The organism is Nocardia sp. NPDC005998, assembly GCF_040614395.1.
GTDB lineage: Bacteria > Actinomycetota > Actinomycetes > Mycobacteriales > Mycobacteriaceae > Nocardia.
This window is the reverse complement of the sequence record NZ_JBEXUI010000004.1, coordinates 80537-98175: the sequence shown is the minus strand read 5'-3', so window position 1 is coordinate 98175 and position 17639 is coordinate 80537. Positions and strand designations below refer to the sequence as shown.

The 17639-nt window shown below is 66.1% G+C and carries 17 protein-coding genes and 1 riboswitch; of the genes, 12 read left to right on the top strand and 5 right to left on the bottom strand.

The features are described from left to right. The first annotated feature begins 19 nt into the window (after positions 1 to 19). Together ABZ293_RS08845 and ABZ293_RS08840 are read left to right on the top strand one after the other, a co-directional pair. On the top strand, positions 20 to 646 hold the full coding sequence (locus ABZ293_RS08845) for a TetR/AcrR family transcriptional regulator (protein WP_355179111.1): 627 nt from the start codon (positions 20 to 22) through the stop codon (positions 644 to 646). 2 nt (positions 647 to 648) lie between these two features. Beyond that, positions 649 to 1938, top strand: coding sequence for an acyl-CoA dehydrogenase family protein (locus ABZ293_RS08840; protein ID WP_355178725.1), 1290 nt, complete (start codon positions 649 to 651; stop codon positions 1936 to 1938). 5 nt (positions 1939 to 1943) lie between these two features. Here the strand turns inward: ABZ293_RS08840 and ABZ293_RS08835 are convergent, their stop codons facing one another. Continuing rightward, positions 1944 to 2621, bottom strand: a complete 678-nt coding sequence (locus ABZ293_RS08835) for a DUF4232 domain-containing protein (protein WP_355178723.1) — start codon at positions 2619 to 2621, stop codon at positions 1944 to 1946. A 231-nt stretch (positions 2622 to 2852) separates the two neighbouring features. On the opposite strand from ABZ293_RS08835, the gene ABZ293_RS08830 reads away from it, so the two are divergent. Beyond that, positions 2853 to 3071: a hypothetical protein gene (locus ABZ293_RS08830; protein ID WP_355178721.1), complete on the top strand. Its 219-nt coding sequence runs from the start codon at positions 2853 to 2855 to the stop codon at positions 3069 to 3071. 202 nt (positions 3072 to 3273) lie between these two features. On the opposite strand, the gene ABZ293_RS08825 is transcribed toward ABZ293_RS08830, so the two are convergent. After that, positions 3274 to 3972 carry a winged helix-turn-helix transcriptional regulator gene (locus ABZ293_RS08825; protein WP_355178719.1) on the bottom strand — a complete coding sequence of 233 codons (699 nt, stop codon included), beginning with the start codon at positions 3970 to 3972 and terminating at the stop codon, positions 3274 to 3276. Between the two features lie 91 nt (positions 3973 to 4063). Between ABZ293_RS08825 and ABZ293_RS08820 the strand changes: the two genes are divergently transcribed. The 5 genes from ABZ293_RS08820 to ABZ293_RS08800 all read left to right on the top strand — a co-directional run bounded on the left by ABZ293_RS08820 (position 4064) and on the right by ABZ293_RS08800 (position 9370). Then, positions 4064 to 5203, top strand: coding sequence for an acyl-CoA dehydrogenase family protein (locus ABZ293_RS08820; protein WP_355178717.1), 1140 nt, complete (start codon positions 4064 to 4066; stop codon positions 5201 to 5203). A gap of 403 nt (positions 5204 to 5606) precedes the next feature. Beyond that, entirely contained in the window at positions 5607 to 6503 is an 897-nt protein-coding gene (locus ABZ293_RS08815) for a cutinase family protein (protein WP_355179110.1), read from the top strand. Between the two features lie 239 nt (positions 6504 to 6742). Beyond that, complete coding sequence (locus ABZ293_RS08810) at positions 6743 to 7288, top strand: HNH endonuclease (RefSeq protein ID WP_355178715.1); 546 nt, start codon at positions 6743 to 6745, stop codon at positions 7286 to 7288. 27 nt (positions 7289 to 7315) lie between these two features. Further along, complete coding sequence (locus ABZ293_RS08805) at positions 7316 to 7585, top strand: WhiB family transcriptional regulator (RefSeq protein WP_355178713.1); 270 nt, start codon at positions 7316 to 7318, stop codon at positions 7583 to 7585. 120 nt (positions 7586 to 7705) lie between these two features. Beyond that, positions 7706 to 9370: a VWA domain-containing protein gene (locus ABZ293_RS08800; protein WP_355178711.1), complete on the top strand. Its 1665-nt coding sequence runs from the start codon at positions 7706 to 7708 to the stop codon at positions 9368 to 9370. Positions 9371 to 9472: 102 nt separating this feature from the next. Here the strand turns inward: ABZ293_RS08800 and ABZ293_RS08795 are convergent, their stop codons facing one another. Continuing rightward, positions 9473 to 10303, bottom strand: a complete 831-nt coding sequence (locus ABZ293_RS08795; protein WP_355178709.1) for a virginiamycin B lyase — start codon at positions 10301 to 10303, stop codon at positions 9473 to 9475. Next, positions 10296 to 11783, bottom strand: a complete 1488-nt coding sequence (locus ABZ293_RS08790; protein WP_355178707.1) for an ABC-F family ATP-binding cassette domain-containing protein — start codon at positions 11781 to 11783, stop codon at positions 10296 to 10298. The genes ABZ293_RS08795 and ABZ293_RS08790 overlap by 8 nt, the downstream gene beginning before the upstream one ends. Before the next feature lie 60 nt (positions 11784 to 11843). On the opposite strand from ABZ293_RS08790, the gene ABZ293_RS08785 reads away from it, so the two are divergent. The 4 genes from ABZ293_RS08785 (at position 11844) to ABZ293_RS08770 (ending at position 14453) form a co-directional block, all read left to right on the top strand. Then, the gene (locus ABZ293_RS08785; protein WP_355178705.1) at positions 11844 to 12431 is read left to right on the top strand and encodes a TetR/AcrR family transcriptional regulator; all 588 of its coding nucleotides are present in this window, start codon (positions 11844 to 11846) and stop codon (positions 12429 to 12431) included. Positions 12432 to 12479: 48 nt separating this feature from the next. Continuing rightward, on the top strand, positions 12480 to 13160 hold the full coding sequence (locus tag ABZ293_RS08780) for a hypothetical protein (RefSeq protein ID WP_355178703.1): 681 nt from the start codon (positions 12480 to 12482) through the stop codon (positions 13158 to 13160). 478 nt (positions 13161 to 13638) lie between these two features. Beyond that, positions 13639 to 13974 (top strand): metalloregulator ArsR/SmtB family transcription factor, encoded by a 336-nt coding sequence (locus ABZ293_RS08775; RefSeq protein ID WP_355178701.1) that lies wholly within the window; start codon positions 13639 to 13641, stop codon positions 13972 to 13974. Next, entirely contained in the window at positions 13971 to 14453 is a 483-nt protein-coding gene (locus ABZ293_RS08770; RefSeq protein ID WP_355178699.1) for an SRPBCC family protein, read from the top strand. Before ABZ293_RS08775 ends, ABZ293_RS08770 begins: the two co-directional genes overlap by 4 nt. Positions 14454 to 14506: 53 nt before the next feature. Here the strand turns inward: ABZ293_RS08770 and gcvP are convergent, their stop codons facing one another. Further along, on the bottom strand, positions 14507 to 17311 hold the full coding sequence (gcvP, locus tag ABZ293_RS08765) for an aminomethyl-transferring glycine dehydrogenase (RefSeq protein WP_355178697.1): 2805 nt from the start codon (positions 17309 to 17311) through the stop codon (positions 14507 to 14509). Positions 17312 to 17483: 172 nt separating this feature from the next. Next, positions 17484 to 17584, bottom strand: a riboswitch (glycine riboswitch). Between the last annotated feature and the right edge of the window lie 55 nt (positions 17585 to 17639).

Here is a 17639-nt window from a genome sequence, read left to right as displayed (position 1 = left end):
GGAGACGGGCGGGCCCGAGATGGTTTCGCCCCGACGCCGCGGCCGTCCACCGGCCGCGGAGACCACAGCCGAAGCAACCCGAGGACGCATCGTGGCGGCCGCGGTGGAACTTTTCGCGGAGAAGGGTTTCCACGGCACTGGCGTTGCCGAAATCGGAGACCGGGCCGGGGTGCAGCGCGGCGCGCTGTACTACCACATCGGATCCAAGGAAGAACTCCTCTGGCAGATCCTGCGCGATTACATCCACTTGATGCTCACCGACGCGCAGCGGATCGCCCGCGGCACCGACGACCCGATCAGCAAGCTGCGCAAGCTGATCCACAGTCACGTCGGCTTGATCATCGAGCACCGCCGCGAGGTCGCCATCCAATTGCGCGATGTGACCGCGCTGACCGGCGACCGCGGCGAGGAGTTGCAGGAGATGCGCGACGGGGTGCAGGAGTGCTGGCAGCGCGTCATCGATGCGGGCCACGCAATGGGCGTGCTGCGCATGAACGACCACGTGGTCACCAATAGCGTGCTCGGCATGCTCAATATGGTGACCTTCTGGTATCGCCCGCACGGCGGCCACTCCCCCAGCGAGATCGCCGACATCCTCGCATCCACCGTTCTCGACGGCATCGTGACCACGACAACGAAAGGCTGACCATGGCTTGGGATTTCGAAACCGATCCGGAATATCAGCGCAAACTCGACTGGGCGGCGGAGTTCGTCCGCAGTGAGGTGGAGCCGCTCGACCTGCTCTACCCGAATCCCTATGACCGCACCAATACCGAGGCGATGGCGCTGATGCGGCCGCTGAAAGAGAAGGTGAAGGAGCAGGGGCTGTGGGCCTGCCATTTGGGACCCGAACTCGGCGGCCCCGGATATGGGCAGTTGAAACTCGCGCTGCTCAACGAGGTGCTCGGCACGTCGGTCTGGGCACCGTCGGTATTCGGTTGCCAGGCACCGGATTCCGGTAATGCGGAGATCCTTGCCCATTACGGTACGCCGGAGCAGAAGGCCAAGTACCTGGCGCCATTGCTGGCCGGTGAGATCGGCTCCTGTTATGTGATGACCGAACCGACCGGCGGCTCGGATCCGACGCTGTTCAAGACCCGGGCGGTGCGCGATGGCGACTCCTGGGTCATCAATGGCGAGAAGTGGTTCAACTCGAACGCGCAGTTCGCCAGCTTCCACATCGTCATGGTGGTCACGAATCCGGATGTCAGCCCGTATCAGGGCATGTCGATGTTCATCGTGCCCGCCGACACCCCCGGCCTGGAGATCGTCAAGAACTTCCATGTACACGGCTTCAGCGAGCACGAGGGGCACCTGCGCTTCACCGATGTCCGGGTGCCCGCCGACCATCTGCTCGGCCAGGAAGGTATGGGCTTCATCGTGGCGCAGACCCGCCTCGGTGGCGGTCGCGTACACCACGCCATGCGCACAGTCGCATTGGTACGCAAGGCCTTCGACATGATGGCCGAACGTGCCGTCTCGCGGCCCATGCGCAAGGGACCGCTCGCGGGACTGCAGATGACTCAGGAACGCATCGCGGACAGCTGGATCGAGATGGAACAGTTCCGCCTGCTCGTTTTGCGCACCGCTTGGCGCATCGATAAAGAGCAGGACTATCTGAAGGTGCGCAAGGACATTGCCGCCATCAAGGTCGCCATGCCGAAGGTCATGCACGATATCGCCCAGCGCGCACTGCATCTGCACGGCGCCATCGGCGTCAGCCAGGACCTGCCCTTCGTCGACATGATGAACTACGCCGAGGTCATGGCCATTGCCGACGGCCCGACCGAGGTGCACAAGATCACCCTCGCCAAGGAAGTCCTGAAGGACTACACCCCGGGCGACCCGGTGTATCCCAGCGGTTACCGCCCAGCGCTGCGCGAACAGGCACGCGAACTCGTCGCCCGCCGCCTGGAGCACATCGTCGGGAACCTGTAGTCCACTCAGGCTGTCGGCTCAGTGACCGGGTGGACCTGCAGTTCGCAGGTGTCGATCGTGGTCACCAGCCGAACCGTCGCGGTGGTGTTCGGCGGGGTGACCTGCAGATCGGTGTAGGTCGGGCACGGGTTCCCCGCGGCGTCGAACGCGACACCCTCGACGACCGCTTCCGCATTGTGATCGCGATCGAGCACGACGGTGGGCGGGGTGTCGGCGCCGCTCGGGAGGCCGCCCAGATAGCCACGCGGGGTTCGGGTCGCGTGCGTCAGCGGCCCGCCCGCTCCGGTATCGACGCCGGGGTATCCGGTGAGCGTGCACGGGCCGCTGGCGGTGGGGACCCAGAAGTGCAAGCGGACGCCACGGTGACCGAGCCCCGGCGACATCGGATCCGCGCCCAGGAGAACCTGGCCGTCGACGCAGGGCGGGGCGATCTGTTGGCCGCTCGTCGGCTCGCCGCTCGAGGGCCCGCCGGTCGTAGGTCGAGTTGCGGTCGAGCCGCCGGTCGACGACTGGCCCGTCGGCGGCTGACCGATTGTCGTTCGGCTGCTCGTGGGCTGGTTCGCCGACGACATCGGTGTGTGATCGCCTGCGGACTGGTTCGTGCATCCGACGAGTGCGAGCACGCCGCAGATGAACAGCAGGATGCACCGCCGTATCAGTTTCGATGCTGTCCGTTTCGACATGAAACACTTCCTTGTGCTGTCGGCCGAGGCAGCGCCGCAACAGTATTCGGTGCGGTGCCCCGATGGATATCTCCGATCGACACGCACGACCCCCCGGCCGGACGAGCTTGTCGAGCTGTTTATCGCCCACTGCCGCAGCGCGTTATCGCCACGCCCCACAACCAGCACGCGAGAGCTACCGCAATCCGATCGAGCCGGGCGGCTTACCCTGAATTATCCGGAGGTGATCGAGTGAACGTCTACGAGGTACGAAAGGTGCACAGCTGCGAGTTCTGCGGCACCGAAGACGAGACCCTCACCACCCGAACAACATTGGACGAAGCGAAGACCGCCGCCGAACACGACGCCGGTCTGGCGTTGACGTGGGAAGTCTCCGCCGACGGCAGGGGCCCGCTGTGGGCCGATCGCGAAGACGGCGTCTACCGCTACTACATCTACCAATGGTCCTGACGGTCCGCCACCCTCACCGGCGGCGGTGACGCCCCCGGGAGTCGACCGCCGCACCACACCCCCGCAACCTGCGTGGCCCGCTGCCGCACCCGCTCAACTCGAGCTGGTATCGGTGCCCGCGACGGGTACAGAGGCTCCACCCTGGACACGGCAGCGCGGCGGCGCCACGGTCCGGCGGCCCGACAGCGGACCGCGCAGCGCCTCAAGAGGCACGGGTAGCTGGGCCCCCAACCGCGGACGGATCCGAATATTCCGCAATGGGACTCAATCGCAGTACCGACGGCATCCGCCGGGTGAGCGCGGACGGCCCACTGAACATCACACGGCCCGTTCGTATTGCGTGCGAAAGCGGGATGCGGCCCAGCCAAACCTGGTAGAGCGAATCGAGATCGGAGCTGATGGTGACGTCGATCGGATAACCGGGATCGGCATCGCAGACCGAGGGGACCCCGGATTCTATGACGATCCAGTAGCGGTGGAAATCATCGGTGAACCGCACACACAGCACCTGCCGCTTACCGGGAAGCGCGGACGTATCCAGCCGCGAGTGCATCCACCACACCAGCAGACCCGCATCCAACTCATCGGACCGCGGCTCGCCGAAGGTCCAGCGCGCACCCCATTCGCCGAGGCCGAACAGGATCGGCTCCAGTTCCTGGCCAGCGGCGGTGAGCAGGTATTCGGTGCCGACCTTCTCGATCAGTCCGGCCCGCTCGAATTGGCGCAGCCGTTTGGCGAGCAGGCTGCGCGATAGCCCGGGCAGACCACGAGCCAGATCGTTGAAGCGTGTCGTGCCGATGAGCAGATCGCGCAGGATGAGCAGCGACCAGCGCTCACCGAGCACATCGAGGGCACGGGAGATCGGACAGTACTGGCCGTAACCTGCGGTCGTGCTCGTCATGGTCACCTCGCGAACCGGGGTCCATTTTCTGAACCGGGAGAGTCCACTTTCTGGACTATTCGGTTATCGCGACGGTTTCTAACTTCGAAACATGACAACTATCGCCCATGACATCACCGACACCACCACCGACTGGATCACCCTGACGCGCCGGGTAGGGGAAACCCTGCGCGCCGATGTGGCCCGGCGCGACCGCACCGGGGACATCTCCATCGAGGCCTACGACCTGCTGCGCGCCACCGGACTCTCCGCCGCGCTCGTGCCGACCGAATTCGGCGGCGGCGGCGTTTCGCACCGCGATATGGGCGAGATCCTGCGCGAACTCGGCCGCCACGACCCGTCCACCGCCGTTGCCTTCGCAATGCACACCCATCTGGTGGCCGCGCAGGTCTGGCGGCACAACCACGGCATCGATGCCTCGGCGGTACTCGGCAAGGTGGCCGCAGGCGCGATCCTGGTCAGCACCGGCGCCTCGGATTGGGTCGAATCCAACGGCCGGGCAAAGCGCGTCGACGGCGGCTTCCTGGTGAGCGCGCGCAAGGCGCCCGCCAGCGGTTGCGAGGTCGGCAATGTGGTGGTGACCAGCGTCCGTCACGGTGACGCACCGGAGGGACCCCAGGTGCTGCATTTCGCGATACCACTGGACGCCGCTGGCGTGCGCATCGAAAAGACTTGGGACACCATTGGTTTGCGCGCCAGCGGATCGCATACGGTGGTCTTCGAAGATGTCTTCGTTCCCGATGCCGCGGTGTCGCTGACCCGCCCGGCCGATGTGTGGCCTCCGGTGCTGAACGTGGTGATCGGCGCGGCCATGCCACTGGTGCTGGCGGCCTATCTCGGCATCGCCGACGCCGCGACCGAGTTGACCGCCGCACTCGTGGCCGAGCGCACCGAACCGCACACCTTCCAACTCGCGGGCGAAATGATGAACGCGCACACCACCGCCGCCGATCTGATCGCCGCCATGTTCACCGATTCGGACGATCTGCGGTTCGAGAATACCGACGCGCACGCCGCGCGCACCCTCAGCCGCAAGACCGTCGCCGCCGACGCACTCGTCGACACGGTCCGCTTAGCCATCGAAACCGTTGGCGGCGCGGGCTTTTCGCGCACCTGCGCGCTGGAGATGTGGTACCGCGACATCCACGGCTGTCTGTTCCATCCGCTGCCGCGGGCCAGGCAGACCCGGTTTACCGGGCGCGTACTGCTGGGCAATACACCGATCGGTTGACCCGACCCGCTCGGCCGGAATTCCCGAACGCGGGACGAACGCCCGTCGAGAGGGTTCAATGGATCCTCATACGAATGATGCGTGGGAGGGGAAGCCATTGGTGTCTGTCGAACCCACAATCGTGGACCAGGCGACCGATGCTGCCCGGTCCACGATGAAGGAGCCGCGCACCCTCGCCCGCGGCTCCTTCATCTCCCGGTCCACACCGGCTGCGAAAGCCGCCGCCACATCGAGCTAACAGTCGGCATTGCCGCATTCGGCGAAAATTATCCAGCCTTGCCTTGGGTCGTTCCCGCATTAACCCCTGGTCAGATCGTACGGTTGTCTCCGACGCGACAGCAGCAGTCGCGTACGGCCCATCGGCCGCTTCGTAACCAGCAACCCCGAGGTGTGGACCATGTTCATGCGCAAGATGATCGGAGCAGTGGCGGGCACCGTCATGGTGGGTGCGGCGGCCACGGTCGGCAGTGCGGGTGCGGCCACAGCCGCGCCAGGATGCCCCGACCTCTACGTCGTGGCGATACCCGGCACCTGGGAGACCTCCGACGCCAATCCCGGCGAGGGCATGCTCGCGAGCGTCACCGATAGCCTGCCGCGTAACACCCGCACCGACTATGTGACCTATGCGGCGACCGCATTCCCGTGGGAGACCGATGTTTACGGGCGCTCGAAGCGACAGGCCATCGATAATGCCCGCGGCCTGGTCACCACGATGATCCAGCAATGCGGTGCGACGAAGATCGCGCTGATCGGCTACAGCCAGGGCGCCGACGCGGCGGGCGATCTCGCCGCCGAAATCGGCACCGGCTCGAGCCCCATCCAGCCCGAGCGCATCGTCGCGGTCGGCCTCATCTCCGATCCGCGCCGCTCCCCCACCGACGCACTCGTCGGTCCGCCGGTGGACGGCGCCGGTGCGGGCGGTCCGCGCATCGGCGGCTTCGGCCTGCTCACCCCGAAGACCAGGACCATCTGCGCCGTCGGCGACCTCTACTGCGCCGCACCACCCACCGATTTCGCCACCCGCTTCGCCGGATTCCTGGCCCAGGCCTCCGATCCCGATCCGGCGCAGCTGTGGCGCTATCAGCAGGAGGCGGATGTGATCATCGACGATCTGACGGCGGCCGGGGTGGTCCCGCTGATCCAAAACCAACTTGCCGATCCGGAAATGAACGACCGCAAACAGGAATTCGAGCGGTTCTATAACTCGTTCGTGCACCAGAGCTACCCCGCCTACGTCGTGGATTCCGATGGCGCGACCGCCACCGCATGGCTGCGGCAGTGGCTGGTCGGCCTGGCCTGAAAAACCCGTCGCCAGCGGTGGGCATGCTGTGCCACCATGGATTTCGATGATGATCACCGGATACCGCGGGTGATCGAAGAGCTTCGGAAAGGAGGAGGCGGCCGTGACCATTGTCGTATCGAGCCAGCGTCGACATGACGCGCGCGTAGAGCGGGTAACCCGCCGCCTCCCGGCCGGTAACTGACCGACCGCCGCCTCCTCCCGATTCGCTCGCTCTCCCCCGAAACATGGTGATTCCCATGACGTTCCACCGTGCCACCGATCCGGTGGTGTTGACTGTCGACAACTGGATACACACCCGAGTACTGGTGCTCAATGCCAGCTACGAGGCGCTCACCGAGATCAACGCCGAACGGGCCGTGGTGCTGCTCATCGACGGCGCCGCGGAGTCGATCGCGGACCGGGATCCGCACTTCCCGATTCGGGCCGAGCACCTCGAGCTCGCGCTGCCGGAGACGATCCGCTTACTGCGGTATGTCTACCTCGACCAGGTGACACAGGTACACGACGGCAGCCGCGCGACATTGGCCGGTGCGCTGCGCCGCGACAACCACCGCTGCGGCTACTGCGCGTCCTGGGCACGCACCGTCGACCACATCCGGCCACGCAGCCGCGGTGGTCCGAACACCTGGAACAACCTCATCGCCGCCTGCGCGCCGTGCAATTCGACCAAGGCCGACCGCACGCCGGAGGAGGCGGGCATGCGGCTGCTGTGGGAGCCGAAGGCGCCCAACGATATGGCCAAGCGACAGCAGCGGATCTGGCAGCAGCTGGCCGCCACCTGAGCCGAGAGAGAAAGGAGAAGGCTCAAAATGACCGTCGAATTGGAGATCAACGCAGTTGTCGATCTGACCGACCTGCTCCCGCTCTCGGATTCCCGGGAGTGGCATCGTGCGGCCTGCCGCGGCGACCCGAATCACGAGGCGTGGTTCCCCTACCCGTCGCAGGACTTCGAATACGCGCGCGGGGTCTGCGCGGGTTGCCCGATCCGGCACGCCTGCGGTGAATTCGCCGCGCGCACCGGACAGTCCGGTGTTTGGGGCGGACACGAGTTCGATCGCGGACGGATGATCCGGCCCTAATCGGGGCCGATTCGCTCGACCGACCCGCAATCGGTCCCGACGGCCCGTCACGCCGTGCCGATGCACCCATCACCGGGAGCACCGGCACGGCAAATCACGCGTCACCATACACTGATGCCCGTGGGCACACATCGCAGCGGAACCAGGTCCCGGGGCGTCAGCAAAGGTCCGGTTATCGCAGTGATCGCCGTTCTGCTGCTGGTCGCGGCGGTCTTCGCGTTCTTACAACTCAGCGATCGCGCGGCGAATCGCGATAAGTCGGCCGCGGCCGAGTGCAAGGAAGGTCCGTCGACGCTGTTCGTCACCGTCGATCCGGAACTCGCCGACCCGGTACGCGCCGCCGCCGACCGGTACAATGCGACCGATCCGAAGGTGCGCGATCACTGCGCGAAGGTGGTGGTTACCCCGCAACCGTCCGCCGCGATCGTCGCCGGATTCACCGCCGGCAAGCCGTGGAACGGCGCGCTCGGACCGCAGCCCGGACTGTGGATCGCCGATTCGATGCGCTCCATCGAATCCATGCGCATGCCCGGCCTCATCGAGGGCACTCCGGCACCCGTCGCGCTGAGTCCCATCGTGCTCGCGGTACCCGATGAGCTACAGCACGCACTCGAACAGGCCAAGATCACTTGGGCGGATCTGCCCCGGCTGCAACAGGGTTCGCTCGACGATCTCGGACTGTCGGGCTGGGGTGGACTGCGGATGGCACTGCCCTCCGGTGACGCGACCCTCGCCGCGGCGGCTGCGGTCGGCTCGGCGGTGTCGGGTACCGATCCGCTCAGTGACGAGGCCGCACAGTCCGGTCAGGTCGTCGCCGCGATATCCGGGCTCGCCGCCAAGGCTCCGCAGGCGGCCGATACCGCGGCCGCGCTGGCCGGTCTCGGTGGTGCGAATTCGACTGTTCATGCGGTTGCCGCTACCGAACAGCAATTGAAGGCGCTCGGTGGCACTTCCACATTCCGGCCCGCGGGAACCGCACCGGTCGCCGATCATCCGGCCGCGCTGATGTCGGGAGCCTGGGTGGACAAGACGCAGAATCTGATCGCGTCGATATTCGCCGACTACCTGCGTGCGCCCCAACAGTCCGCGGCCTTCACCGCCGCGGGATTCGCCGCGGCCCCGGCGGCCGCCGCACCCGCGCCGTCACGGACCGCACTGGACAAGGTGCGTGCCACCCTGGCCAATCCTGTGCTGGGAGTGCAGGCCACGGTACTGCTCGATGTCTCGTCCTCGATGGGCACTACCGATGGATCCACTACCCGGCTCTCGAATGTCCTCGGCGCCCTACGCTCCACGGTGAATGTGATGCCACCGGACTTCGGCCTCGGTGTCTGGACCTTCGGCAAGAATCTGGACGGGACCAAGCCGTACAAGATCCAAACTCCCACCGCGGCCTTGAGCAACGAGCAGCGCACCGCACTCGATACGGCGCTGGATACGGTGCAGCCCGCCGATTCTCGCCCGGACCAGGCCTACCCGGCACTGCTGGCCGCCTATCGCGCCGCAGTCCAGGGATATACCGCCGGACGCACCAATTCGATCCTGCTGATCACCGATGGCCCCGACGACGACTCCACCCTTACCGGAGCCAAGCTGCTCACCGACCTGACCGCCGCCACCGACCCCGCCCACCCGGTCCGTATCGATGTGATCGTCATCAACGGCAATGGCACCGAAACCCTGCAAACCGCTGCCCAGCACACCGGAGGCACCTACACTCGCCTCTCGACCTCGGACGACATCAGCTTCGGAACCGCGGTGGTACATGCGCTGACGACACCGTGAGGGCTGCGGTGAGTCCTGTTGTCCCGTACGGACTTCTCCGACGCGGCGGTCGGCGCACACGGAATCCCTTGCCGCCCCGACGGTGAACCGAGGCAGGCAGACTCAACGGGTCGGCACTCGCACCAATGCGCCGGATTCCATTGCCACCCAGATGGCGCCATCGGGACCCACGGTAAGCCCGTGCGGCTCAGCACCGGGGAGTTCGTATTCGGTGATCTCACCGGTCGTGGTGATTCGCCCGAGGCGGTTGGCCGCCCATTCCGTAAACCACAGGGCGCCATCGGGTCCGGTGGTGATGGCGTGCGGGCGAGCGGCGCGGTCCGGAAGCGGGTATTCGTTGATCTTGCCATCGGTGGTGATGCGGCCGATCTGGCCCGCGGCGATCTCCACGAACCAGAGGGCGCCGTCCGGGCCAGCCGTAATGCCAACCGGCATGGCGGCTTCGGTGGGCAGCCGGTGGACGCTCAGCGTGCCCGCGGTGGTGATCCGGCCGATGGCGTTGCCCTGGTTCAGGGTGAACCACAGGGCCGCGTCCGAGCCGGATGTGATCATGGAGGGCATGCCTTCGACCGGAAAGGTCGTCACCTCGCCGCTCAGGTCGCGGCGGGCGATCCGGTTCGCCTGCAGTTCGGTGTACCACATCGCGCCATCAGGGCCGGTGGTGATGCCGTACGGCGAATCCGCTCGGAAAACAACGATTTCACCGCTCGACGTGACCCGCCCGATCCGATTCCCGCGAAACTCGGTGAACCACAGGGCATCATCCGGCCCTGTGACGATGACGGTCGGCTGTCCATCGGCCGGATCGAGCTGGATGGTCTCGACTTCGCCTGCGACACAACGCCCGATCGCGCCCTGCGATACCAGTGTGAACCACAGCGCACCGTCCGGGCCGGTCGTCAACCCGTAGGGCGCACCGGAAAGCTCAATCAATCTGTTCCACTCCGATCTGTATTCCGGCGAACCTGGCCCGCAGCGCCCGGTCGTGCGTCACGATCACCAGCGCACCGGTGTAATCACGCAGCGCGCCTTCCAATTCCTCGACCAAGGTCAGCGACAAGTGGTTGGTCGGCTCGTCGAGCAGCAGCAGGTCGTAGTCCCCCACCAGCAGTTCGGCCAGCGCCAGCCGGCGCCGCTGCCCCTCCGACAGTGCGCCCACCGCAGTATCGAGCGCGTCCCGGTGGAACAGTCCGGTCGACAGCAGCGCCGCTCGACCGTGCCCATAGGTCTCGGCCACCGTCGGCTCCGGATCGAAAACCACATTCTGGCGCAGATATCCGACGCGGCCACGCGCACTGTCGTAGATCTTGTCCAGCAGTGTCGACTTGCCAGCACCGTTCGGCCCGTGGATGAGCACCCGATCCCGCGGCCCGAGCGTCAGCGCACCGATCTCGAACGATGCGGTCCGTCCGGTCCCGAATCTACCGCGAAACCGCAACGGCTCGGGCGGCCGCCGCACCGGATCATCCCGGAGCCTGCGCAACCGCTCCGCCGTCTGCCGAACCCGCGAAGCCACCGAACTCTGCACCCGACCGGCATTGCGGTCGTAGGCCATCTTGTTGTTGTCCTTCATCGCCCGCCCCACCGCCACCCGATGTGCCGTCGTATTCGCGAACTCCTCGAGTCGCGCGATCTCCTCCTGCCATTGGGCATACGCCTGCTCCCAACGCGCCCGCGCCGCGGCCTTTTCGGCGAGGAAGCCGCTGTAACCGCCGCCGAAGCGGGTGATGCCACCGTCCTCGACCTCAACGATCACGGTCGCCATCCGGTCCAGGAATGTCCGGTCGTGCGAAACCACGACCACCGTCCCCGCATGCGTCCGCAGCCGCTCCTCCAGCCAGACCAGGGCCGCCGCATCGAGGTGATTGGTCGGCTCGTCCAGCAGTAACACCTCGGGCGAGGCAGCGAGCAGACAGGCCAGCCCGAGCCGGGCCTGCTCGCCCCCGGATAGGCTCGACAACGCACGCTCGCGTTCGATATGCGCCAGACCGAGTCCGTGCATCGACTTGTCGACCCGAGCGTCGGCCTCGTACCCACCCCGCGCCTCGAACGCCGTGAGCAATTCACCGTAGGCGGCCATATCCTCGGCTTCCGCGGCCTCGTACATCCGCTGCTCGAGCTCACGCAACTCGGCCAGCGCCAGATCGATGGCCTCAGCAACAGTGCGGCCGGGCACCGTCTGCGCCAGATGTCCGATGCCGCCCGCCGCACGCACGGTGCGCTCGCCGTCATCGAAACTCTCGATGCCTGCCAGGATCCGCAGCAAAGTCGACTTGCCAGAACCGTTTTCGCCAACAATGCCCGCCCGCTCGCCGGGCCGGATAGACAGCGTGACGCACTCGAGGACGACTCGTTGTCCATAGGACTTCGATACGCCGCGCAGAGTCAGTTGGGTGGTCAGATGGGTCTCCAATCGCTACTTGTGTAGCGTTAAGTTAACAAACCCCTCCAACTAATGCAACAGGAGTTGTCTTTGGAGACGCAGAAACGCCCCGGCGGCCGGAGCGCCCGCGTCCGCGACGCAGTGCGCCAGGCCACCCTGGCCGAGCTCACCCTGCACGGTTATTCGGGCCTGACCGTCGATAACGTCGCCCAGCGCTCCGGTGTGCACAAGACCACCGTGTACCGCCGCTGGGGCAGCCCCGAGGGACTCATCGCCGACGCCCTCGAACTCGCGGAGAACGAGCCGTGGCCGATTCCCGATACCGGCTCACTCGACGACGATCTGCGCGCCATCACCGAACTGGTGCGCACCGGATTCGCCGACCCCGACGCCGGACCGGTCGCGAGTGCGTTTATCGCTGCGGCAGTGCAGAATTCCACGGCGGCCGAGGCCCTCCGACACTTCTACGCGGCCCGACACACACAGTCCGCCGAGGTCGTTCGCCGCGCGATCGCCCGCGGCAACCTCCCCGACACCGTCGACGCCGAGGAGGTAATTCGCTTCGCCGTGGCGCCGATCTACTACCGCCTGTTCATCACTCACGAACCGGTGACCACGCAAGACACCCTCCGCGCGGCCGATGCCGCACTGGCCGCTGCGCGCGCGGGCGCGATCTGAGGGCCGATCGGGGCACAGCGGAGCACCGCGCAGTGCAATGATGACCCGGTGACTTCCTGGCTTCCGCTTCTCAGCTCGCTCATCGTCGCCGCCGCGGCGCTCATCGGCGTCCTGATCAACAACCGGACGAACCGCAACGCGATCACCGCAGCCGACGAGCGCAACCGGACCACACTCGATGCGGCACAGCGCAATATCGAGACAACCCACACCGCCGCACAACACAACATCGACAACGCCAATGCCGCCGCAGAACGCCGCGAACAGGATAAATGGCGACGCGAATCGATCCTGACCGCGATCTCCTCGGTACTGCTCGCCGCCGCCGACGTCCGCCAAACCCTGTGGGAGACCCTCGATTGGAAGGCCGAATCCGTCGAGGAGGTGGACACTTTCGGTAAGGAAGTACAGCAGAGCATCTCGGCATGCAACGGCTACATCACCCGACTGCGCGTGCTGTCGAACCCCAAAATCCCACATCGCTGCGAAGATCTCCTCCGCACCCTCACCGCAGCCCAGAGCATCACCGTGCAGCGCCTCAAGGTCGAACTCGACGAGGAGGCAACCATGGACGATGTCAACGCCATCCGCGCACTGTGGCACAAGGCAATTGCCAACACCGTCCAAGACGAACGGGCCGTCATCGACGCAACCCGCGCGGAACTAGGAATCGAAGCCCTCAGCGAGATCCCGGAACTCGAACCCGAGGCCACACCGGACCCGGCGTAAACCCGCGTGGGGCGGCTCGGATTCCGGTCGAAATACCACGACGGCCGCGCAGATCCGGCAAACCCGCTGCCCCACAGCAACATCACACACCCAACCCCCGCACCCGACCATCAGCCTCTCGGCTGCAGGTCGAAAACGAGGATGCCGTCCTCGCAAAGATGACCGCCACATGGCCACGCCCAGCGCAGCGCCGCAGCGATCCGACCTTTACCGAGCCGGGTCGCCTCGGCGCAAGCGCGGTTCGCATGCACTACGACGCTCGCGAGATGATCCGAACTCGCCCCAGCCCGCAGCCGCCCCTCGAGACTCCCGAGCACCACTGCGTCGTGTCCTCGCGCTGCGCGGTCGAGGGATTCATTGACATGTCGTGAGAACATCCCGGCTCGCGAATGTCAGACCTGGTCAGACCACGTATTCGAGAAGCCCGGAAGCGACCGCCTATAGACAGCCGCTATCGGTAAGTATAGACTTACGGTTCGTGAAGGCTTACCGAAATGCCGCGTTGGACGCGCTGGGGGATCCGACGCGGCGGGCGATCTTCGAACGGCTCGGGAAGGGGCCGTGTGCGGTTGGCGAGTTGGCCGATGCGCTGCCGGTCAGTCGGCCCGCGGTTTCCCAGCATCTGAAGGTGCTGAAGGAGGCGGGGCTGGTGGTCGACCAGGCGATGGGGACCAGGCGGGTGTATCGGCTGAACCCACAGGGAATCGATGGGCTTCGGGTGTACTTCACGCAGTTCTGGTCGACGGCGATGTCGGCCTTTCAGGACGAGGTGAACAGGCAGGCAGCCGACGCCTCGAGAAAGGACAAGCCATGACACAGCAGTTGAGCGATAAGGAAGTTCGGGTCGAGCTCGTCGTCGATGCGCCGATCGATAAGGCCTACGACGTGTTCACCATTGGGATCGATAGCTGGTGGCCGCGTGCGCATCACATCGGCAAAGGTGAACTGGCGCAGGAGGTCATCGAACCACGGGAGGGCGGGCGCTGCTTCGGCAGAGAGGCCGACGGCACCGAATGCCCTTGGGGCACGGTACTCGTCTGGGATCCGCCGCGGCATTTCGCATTCTCCTGGGAGATCGGCCTGGACTGGCAGCACGAGACGAATCCGGACCGCGCCAGCCGCGTCGATGTCACGTTCGAGCCGGTGACACCCGAGCGCACCGCGGTCACCCTGGTGCACTCCGGCTTCGAGAACCACGGCGCGGGTTGGGAATCCATGCGAGACAGCGTGCAAAGCGAGGGCGGCTGGCCCGATCTGATCAACATTTACGGCAAAGCGGTTGCCGCACAATAGATGCGGTTACCGAGCCGCACCTGCAACGGGGTCGAGGTGCGGCTCGGCAGCCGTCAGTATGCGTCCAGCGGCGGGCAGGAGCAGACCAGATTGCGGTCACCGTAGGCGCCATCGATGCGACGCACGGCTGGCCACACCTTGCCGCGCGACGGATCAATACCGTGCGGATACACCGCGATCTCCCGGCTGTACGGGTGGTCCCACTCCCCGACCAGACACGCCGCGGTATGCGGCGCACCCCGCAGCGGATTGTCATCCACCGGCCACACTCCCGCGGCGACCTGGTCGATCTCGGCCCGGATCGCGATCATCGCGCGAATGAATTCGTCCAGCTCCGCGAGGTTTTCACTTTCGGTGGGCTCCACCATCAGCGTGCCGGCGACCGGGAAGCTCATGGTCGGCGCGTGGAATCCATAGTCCGCCAAGCGCTTTGCCACATCATCCACGGTGACACCGGTCCGCTTGGTGATATCACGCAGGTCGAGAATGCACTCGTGCGCGACCATCGAGTTCTCGCCGGTATAGAGCACCGGGAAGTACTCGTTCAAGCGGCGCGCGATGTAATTGGCCGACGCGATGGCGGTCAACGTCGCCGTGCGTAGACCATCCGCACCCATCATCCGGATGTAGGCCCAGGTGATCGGCAGAATCGAGGCCGAACCGTAGCGGGCCGCCGACACCGCGTGCGAAGCCGACTCCAGCGGATCGCCCGGCAGGTACTTCGCCAGATGCGAACGCACCGCGACCGGGCCGACACCGGGACCGCCGCCGCCGTGCGGAATGCAGAAGGTCTTGTGCAGATTCAGATGGCTGACATCACCACCGAAGCGACCGGGACGGGCAAGGCCGACCAGCGCGTTCAGGTTCGCCCCGTCGACGTATACCTGGCCACCGGCGTCGTGCACCAGCGCGCACAGCTCGGCGACCTCGTGCTCATAGACACCGTGCGTCGACGGGTAGGTGATCATGATGCAGGCCAGCCGCTCCGCGTGATCGGCGATCTTGGCGCGCAGATCGTCCAGATCGACGTCGCCGTTCGCGCGGCACTTCACGACCTCCACCCGCATGCCGACCATGGTCGCCGAGGCCGCATTGGTGCCGTGCGCGCTGGAGGGAATCAGGCAGGTATCGCGGTGCGCGTCACCACGATCGAGGTGGTAGCGCCGGATCGCCAGCAGTCCGGCGTATTCACCCTGGCTGCCCGCATTCGGCTGCAGGCTCACCGAGTCGTAGCCGGTGATCGCGGACAGCCAGTTCTCCAGATCGGTGATCACCTTCAGCAGGCCGGGCGCATCCTCGACCGGCGCGTACGGATGCACGCGAGCGAAGCCGGGCCAGGTGATGGCCTCCATTTCCGCGGTCGCATTGAGCTTCATGGTGCAGGAACCGAGCGGAATCATGCTGCGGTCCAGCGCGATATCCTTATCGGAGAGCCGCCGCAGGTAGCGCAGCATCGCGGTTTCGGTGTGGTAGCTGGTGAATGCCGGGTGGGTGAGGAAGTCCGAGGTACGGGTCTCGACGGAGACCGCCGCCGCGGGCCCGCTCGCCTCGGAAGTCAGTGCGGTGCCGAAGGATTCGAGCACGGCGGCGACATGGGTCTCGGTGGTCGCCTCATCACAGGCGACACCGACGTGGTCCGCGTCGACCAGCCGCAGGTTGATACCGCTCGACTTCGCCTTCGCCACTATGGCTTCCGCGCCACCGGGCACCCGCACCAGCAGCGTATCGAAGTAATTGTCGTGCACCACGGCACCATCGAGTCCGGCGGCAATGGCCGCCGCCCGCCGATGCACGCGCCGGGCGATCTCGCGCAGTCCATCGGGTCCGTGATAGCTCGCGTACATCGCGGCCACAATCGCCAGCAGCACCTGCGCGGTACAGATATTGGAGGTCGCCTTCTCCCGGCGAATATGCTGCTCGCGGGTCTGCAGTGCGAGTCGATACGCCTGATGGCCATCGGCATCCACCGACACCCCGACGAGCCGACCCGGCAGCTGACGCGCATGCGCGGCGTGCACCGACAGATATCCGGCGTGCGGACCGCCGAACCCCATCGGCACACCGAAACGCTGTGTGGTGCCGAAACATACGTCCGCACCCTGCTCCCCCGGGGGCGTGATCAGCGTCAACGCGAGCAGATCCGCGCCGACCGCGACCAACGCGCCCCGCTCGTGCGCCGCCTCGATCACCGGCCGCCAGTCCACGATCCGACCCGAAGCGCCCGGAACCTGAACCAGCACACCGAAGTACTCGCCATCGGGCAGTTCACCGCCGGACAGATCCGCCTCGACGATCTCGATTCCCAGCGGTTCGGCGCGGGTGTGCAGCACGGTCTTGGTCTGTGGGAACAGATCATCGGAGATCAGCAGGCGCGCGGAGGTGGACTTGCCAGCCCGGCGCAACAGCGTCATCGCCTCGGCGGCGGCGGTGGCCTCGTCCAGCATGGACGCATTGGCCACCTCCATCCCGGTCAGATCCGAGACCATGGTCTGGAAGTTGAGCAGTGCCTCGAGCCGCCCCTGGCTGATCTCGGGCTGGTACGGGGTATAGGCCGTGTACCAGGCGGGATTCTCCAGCAGGCTGCGCACCAACACCGGCGGGGTCAACGTGTCGTAGTAGCCGAGCCCGATCATCGAGGTGGCGACGGTATTCGAATGCGCGAGCGCGGCCAGTTCATCGAGCACCTCGTGCTCGGTCGCGGCGGGCGGCACCACCTCGAGTCCGGAGCCGTCCAGAATGCTCGCGGGTAGTGCCGCGGTGGCGAGCTCGGCCAGGGAGCCGACGCCGACGACGTCCAGGATCCGGGCGAGTTCATCCCGGTCGGGTCCGATATGGCGGTCGGCGAATGATCGAGTCACGACAAGCTCCCAAGGTCGGGCGGGTCGACCAACGGCGGTCGACGGATACCGGCCCTCCCCCTCTGTCGTGGAGCCTGAGAGATTCGGATGCCGCGACGCAGGTGCCGAGACCCCTTTCCCCATGGGCGGGCAACCGCCGCGTTGTGCGGAGTTGCCACTTTCCAGAGACGTCGAAGCCCGTACGGTCCCTTTTGCCTGAGAGATTGACGGGGAGGTGCTGCTCCTTCGGCGCCCGAACTCTTGTGAAGTCCGGAACTCTCCCGCACGGCGGCGACGCACCGTCAGTTTATGCCGCGCGCGCAACGAATGACGCCATCGGACCCCGGAT

Coding starts and splice junctions, on each gene's coding strand:
- ABZ293_RS08835 (WP_355178723.1), bottom strand. CDS start 2,621: ATGTCGAAACGGACAGCATCGAAACTGATACGGCGGTGCATCCTGCTG.
- ABZ293_RS08810 (WP_355178715.1), top strand. CDS start 6,743: ATGACGTTCCACCGTGCCACCGATCCGGTGGTGTTGACTGTCGACAAC.
- ABZ293_RS08770 (WP_355178699.1), top strand. CDS start 13,971: ATGACACAGCAGTTGAGCGATAAGGAAGTTCGGGTCGAGCTCGTCGTC.
- ABZ293_RS08845 (WP_355179111.1), top strand. CDS start 20: ATGGTTTCGCCCCGACGCCGCGGCCGTCCACCGGCCGCGGAGACCACA.
- ABZ293_RS08815 (WP_355179110.1), top strand. CDS start 5,607: ATGCGCAAGATGATCGGAGCAGTGGCGGGCACCGTCATGGTGGGTGCG.
- ABZ293_RS08840 (WP_355178725.1), top strand. CDS start 649: ATGGCTTGGGATTTCGAAACCGATCCGGAATATCAGCGCAAACTCGAC.
- ABZ293_RS08820 (WP_355178717.1), top strand. CDS start 4,064: ATGACAACTATCGCCCATGACATCACCGACACCACCACCGACTGGATC.
- ABZ293_RS08805 (WP_355178713.1), top strand. CDS start 7,316: ATGACCGTCGAATTGGAGATCAACGCAGTTGTCGATCTGACCGACCTG.
- ABZ293_RS08825 (WP_355178719.1), bottom strand. CDS start 3,972: ATGACGAGCACGACCGCAGGTTACGGCCAGTACTGTCCGATCTCCCGT.